Genomic DNA, 4,911 nt, shown 5'->3' with positions numbered 1-4,911 from the left:
GTCCGCGAGAGGCGCTCGGCGAGCTCGACGATGACGAGGCACTGCTTGAGGCTCGCGTCGTCCTCCATCTTGCCGTCGAGCATGACGGCGCCCGTGCCGTCGCCCATCGCAGCGACGACCCGGCGGGCGTGGGCGACGTCGTCGGCCGACGGGCTGAAGACCCGCTTGGCGATCTCGATCTGCACCGGGTGCAGCGACCACGTGCCGACGCAGCCGAGGAGGAAGGCGTTGCGGAACTGGTCCTCGCAGGCGACGACGTCCTGGATGTCGCCGAACGGGCCGTAGTACGGGTAGATCCCGTGCATCGCGCACGCGTCGACCATGCGGGCGATCGTGTAGTGCCAGAGGTCCTGCTGCGCGGTGGCTCGCGAACCGGAGATGTCGCCGTCGACGGGGTCGGTGCGCACGAGGTAGCCGGGGTGGYCGCCGCCCACGCGGGTCGTCTTCATCCGACGGTCGGCGGCGAGGTCGGCCGGACCGAGCGAGAGTCCCTGCATGCGAGGCGAGGCGCCGCAGATCTCCTCGACGTTGACCATGCCGCGCGCGGTCTCGAGGATCGCGTGGACGAGGATCGGCCGGGTCAGCCCGGCCTTGGCCTCGAGCTGGGCGAGGAGGCGGTCGACGTAGTGGATGTCCTCGGCGCCCTGCACCTTGGGCACCATGACGACGTCGAGCTTGTCGCCGATCTCGGCGACGAGCGTCGTCAGGTCGTCGAGCGCCCACGGGCTGTCGAGGGCGTTGATGCGCGTCCACAGCTGGGTGTTCTCGCCGAAGTCGGTCGCCTTCGCGATCTCGACGAGCCCGGCCCGCGCAGCCTCCTTGCGGTCGGCCTTGACGGCATCCTCGAGGTTGCCGAGCAGCACGTCGACGGTGCCGACGAGGTCGGGCACCTTCGCTGCCATCTTCGGGTTGCTCGGATCGAAGAAGTGGATGACGCGGGACGGGCGGGCGGGCACCTGCGCCAGGGGCGTCGGCGCCCCCAACGCGAGCGGTCGGAAGAAGTCCTTGGCGCTGCGCATGGGCGCCAACGTAGCAACGGCCGGCCGCTCCCCGTTATGACGACAGTCACGCGTGCCACCGGTGAGGTCGGGATCACTAGGGTGGCGGTGTGACCGAGCGCGCGACCGAGCAGGGGGCCGTCCCCGAGCACCACGACGCCCCCGCTGCGATCGCCGCCGCCCTGCTCGGCGAGGCGATGACGAAGTCAGGCCTGCTCTGGATCGAGGTGGACGGCGACCGCACGTGGCCCGCGTGGCACGTGTGGGACGACGGGGCTGCCCTCGTCGTCAGCGGACCCGGCGAGCAGCCCCTCCCCTGGCTCCCCCCGGAGGTCCGGGTCGTCCTGCGCAGCAAGGACACCGGGGGGCGGCTGCTGACCGTGCGCGCCCACGTCCACGTCCTGGAGCCGGGCTCGCCCGAGTGGCAGCGCGCCACCGAGCTGCTCCGCGCCTCGCGGCTCAACTCCGTCGACGACTCGCTGACCCGGTGGGCCGCCGAGTGCACGGTCGTCGCGCTGGTGCCGTTCGGCACCCCCCTCGAGTCGCCGGGCGCGTATGCCGCCGACGACCACCGCGAGCCGCCCGCCCGCACCTCCGCGACGACGACGTCGTGGCGCCCGTGGCACTGGGGTGGTCGCGGCGAGGACAAGGCCGAGCGCGAGCGGGCCCGCGACGAGGCGAAGGCCGCCAAGCGGGCAGCGAAGGAGCGGGCGAAGCTGCGCAAGAAGCGCCGGCGACGTGGCACCCCGACGACACGCACGCTGACCCCCTAACCTAGGCCCCATGAGTGCCAACACCCGCGTCTTCGTCGCGCGCCTGACCGGACTGAGCGTCTTCGACCCGCTCGGTGACCAGGTCGGGCGGGTGCGCGATGTCGTGGTGATGTTCTCGCTGAACCGCGCCCAGCCCCGCGTGATCGGTCTGGTCGTCGAGGTCCCGGGGCGTCGACGTGTCTTCGTGCCCATGACGCGCGTGACCTCGATCGACGCCGGCGCCGTCATCACGACCGGCCTGGTCAACATGCGCCGTTTCGAGCAGCGCACCAACGAGGTCCTCGTGGCCGCCGAGCTCTTCGACCGCGCGGTGACCGTCACGGGTCCCGAGGCTGTCGAGGCCGGCGTCTCCGAGGCGCTCGTCGAGGACCTCGCGATCGAGCAGGGGCCACGGCGGGACTGGCTCGGTGTCAAGGTCTTCGTCCGGCAGGCCCCGGCCGGGGTGTCGTCGGCCTCCAAGGCGATGTCGCGCCTCACCCGACGCCGTTCGGGCAAGACGATGCTCGTCGACATCCGAGACGTCGTTGGGCTGCACGAGCAGTCGGGCGCCCAGAGCGCAGAGCGCCTGCTCGAGACCTACGACGACCTCAAGGTCGCCGACCTCGCCGAGGTGATCCACGACCTCAACCCCAAGCGACGCGCCGAGGTGGCGGCCGCTCTCGACGACGAGCGCCTTGCGGATGTCCTCGAGGAGCTGCCCGAGGACGACCAAGTGGAGATCCTCGCCGGCCTCGCCAACAACCGAGCGGCCGACGTGCTCGAGGCGATGGAGCCGGACGACGCCGCAGACCTGCTGGCCGACCTGCCGCCCGAGCAGGCCGAACAGCTGCTCCAGCTCATGGAGCCCGACGAGGCCGCCCCGCTCCGGCGCCTGCTCGCCTACGACGAGAACACCGCCGGTGGCATGATGACGACCGAGCCGGTCATCCTCGGGCCCGAGGCGACCATCGCCGAGGCCCTCGCGACGGTGCGGCGCGAGGAGCTGGCCCCGGCTCTGGCCTCCATGGTGTACGTCTGCCGACCGCCCCTCGAGGCGCCGACCGGACGCTACCTCGGACTCGTGCACATCCAGCGGCTGTTGCGCGAGCCACCGCACGCCGCGATCGGGTCGATCATCGACAAGGAGATCGAGCCCGTGGGCGCGAGCGACTCGCTCGAGAAGGTGACGCGCACCCTTGCCACGTACAACCTCGTCTCGCTGCCCGTCGTCGACGAGAACGGCCGGCTCATCGGGGCGGTGACGGTCGACGACGTGCTCGACCACATCCTCCCGGAGGACTGGCGTGAGGAGCGGCACGAGATCGGGGTCGTCCCGTGAGCGAGCGTTCCGAGCGGCGGGCCCCCTCGCGAGCCGGGCGCGGCGACAAGCTCGACCAGCCCCAGGAGCAGCGCGCCCGGGTCCTGCCGACGATGTCGTTCTCGCAGGAGGCCTTCGGCGTCCTCTCCGAGAGGTTCGCGCGGCTCATGGGCACCGCCGGATTCCTCATCGGCATGACGGTGTTCGTCGTCGTCTGGGTCGGATGGAACGTCTTCGCGCCAAGCTCGCTCGTCTTCGACGCGTACCCGTTCATCTTCCTGACGCTGATGCTGAGCCTGCAGGCGTCGTACGCCGCCCCGCTCATCCTGCTCGCGCAGAACCGTCAGGCTGACCGCGACCGCGTGGCCCTCGAGCAGGACCGTGCCCGCGACGAGCGCAACCTCGCCGACACCGAGTTCCTCACCCGCGAGGTGGCCTCGCTGCGCATCGCGTTGCGCGAACAGGCGACACGTGACTTCCTGCGCTCAGAGCTGCGCAACCTCCTCGACGAGCTCGAGGACCGCGCCGTGATCCGCGGGGCGAACGACGGGGCCAGCGACCGGACCTGAGCTCGTCGCCGGGATGCACGCGGCGCAGGCGGCTTGCGGCTGGATGCCCCTGCTACCGCCCGCGGCCGTGAGCCCCCGTGGGTATCCAGGAACCGGGGCTGCACGGGGGTGCACGGGGGCGCAGGCCGCCCGCGGCCGTGAGCCCCCGTGGGTATCCAGGAACCGGGGCTGCACGGGGGTGCACGGGGGCGCAGGCCGCCCGCGGCCGTGAGCCCCCGTGGGTCGGCATACGATGGAGGACATGTCTGCCCCCGCACTGCCGAGCCGTGACGCCCTGCTCACGGCACTGTCGAAGGTCAACGACCCCGAGATCCGCAAGCCGATCACCGAGCTCGGCATGGTCAAGTCGGTGGAGATCGACGACTCGGGAAAGGTGGCCCTCGCGATCTTCCTCACCGTGTCGGGCTGCCCCATGAAGGAGACCCTGACCAAGGACTCCAGCAACGCCCTCCTGGCGCTCGACGGCGTCACGTCGGTCGAGGTCGAGCTCGACGTCATGAGCGACGAGCAGCGTGCGGAGCTCCGCTCGCAGCTGCGCGGCGGGGCCCCCGAGAAGGAGATCCCCTTCGCCAGGCCCAACAGCCTCACGCGGGTGTATGCCGTCGCCTCCGGCAAGGGCGGCGTCGGCAAGTCGTCGGTGACCGTCAACCTCGCGGCCGCGATGGCGGAGCAGGGACTGCGCGTGGGCGTCGTCGACGCCGACGTCTACGGCTTCTCCGTGCCGCGCATGCTCGGCGTCGAGCAGCGCCCGACGCAGGTCGACGACATGATCCTGCCGCCCATCAGCTACGACGTGAAGGTCATCTCGATCGRCATGTTCGTCCCGGGCAACCAGCCCGTCGTGTGGCGTGGCCCGATGCTGCACCGCGCGCTCCAGCAGTTCCTCGGCGACGTCTTCTGGGGCGATCTCGACGTGCTGCTGCTCGACCTTCCGCCCGGCACCGGCGACATCGCGATCTCCGTCGCGCAGCTCATCCCGACGGCCGAGATCCTCGTCGTCACGACGCCGCAGCAGGCCGCCGCCGAGGTTGCCGAGCGGGCCGGTTCCATCGCCCTGCAGACGCACCAGCGCGTCGTCGGCGTCATCGAGAACATGAGCTGGCTCGAGCTGCCCGACGGGACCCGTCAGGAGATCTTCGGGTCCGGGGGCGGCCAGGCGGTCGCCGACTCCCTGACCAGGAGCATCGGCGCCCCGGTGGAGCTGCTCGGCCAGATCCCGCTCGACACGCGCCTGCGCGAGGGCGGCGACACCGGCACCCCCGTCGTGCTGGGGG

General features: G+C 71.4%; 5 protein-coding genes. 4 read left to right on the top strand and 1 reads right to left on the bottom strand.

The window, feature by feature from the left end:
• On the bottom strand, positions 1–1,019 hold a 1,019-nt coding region (locus tag AC1DP0_RS18045; protein WP_478087076.1), incomplete at its 3' end, for an HpcH/HpaI aldolase/citrate lyase family protein.
• A gap of 89 nt (positions 1,020–1,108) precedes the next feature.
• On the opposite strand from AC1DP0_RS18045, the gene AC1DP0_RS18040 reads away from it, so the two are divergent.
• From AC1DP0_RS18040 to AC1DP0_RS18025, 4 genes are all read left to right on the top strand, one after another.
• Entirely contained in the window at positions 1,109–1,771 is a 663-nt protein-coding gene (locus tag AC1DP0_RS18040) for a hypothetical protein (RefSeq protein ID WP_478087071.1), read from the top strand.
• Between the two features lie 10 nt (positions 1,772–1,781).
• Positions 1,782–3,089 (top strand): magnesium transporter MgtE N-terminal domain-containing protein, encoded by a 1,308-nt coding sequence (locus AC1DP0_RS18035; RefSeq protein WP_478087068.1) that lies wholly within the window; start codon positions 1,782–1,784, stop codon positions 3,087–3,089.
• The gene (locus tag AC1DP0_RS18030) at positions 3,086–3,637 is read left to right on the top strand and encodes a DUF1003 domain-containing protein (RefSeq protein ID WP_478087066.1); all 552 of its coding nucleotides are present in this window, start codon (positions 3,086–3,088) and stop codon (positions 3,635–3,637) included. Before AC1DP0_RS18035 ends, AC1DP0_RS18030 begins: the two co-directional genes overlap by 4 nt.
• 241 nt (positions 3,638–3,878) lie before the next feature.
• Positions 3,879–4,911: Mrp/NBP35 family ATP-binding protein (locus tag AC1DP0_RS18025; protein WP_478087064.1), on the top strand; the 1,033-nt coding region annotated here is incomplete at its 3' end.

Source organism: Terrabacter sp. P5_B1 (genome assembly GCF_056400505.1).
This window is presented reverse-complemented; position numbering and strand designations above follow the sequence as displayed.

Excerpts from the sequence above, each read along its gene's own strand:
- AC1DP0_RS18035 (WP_478087068.1), top strand. The coding sequence starts at position 1,782 with ATGAGTGCCAACACCCGCGTCTTCGTCGCGCGCCTGACCGGACTGAGC.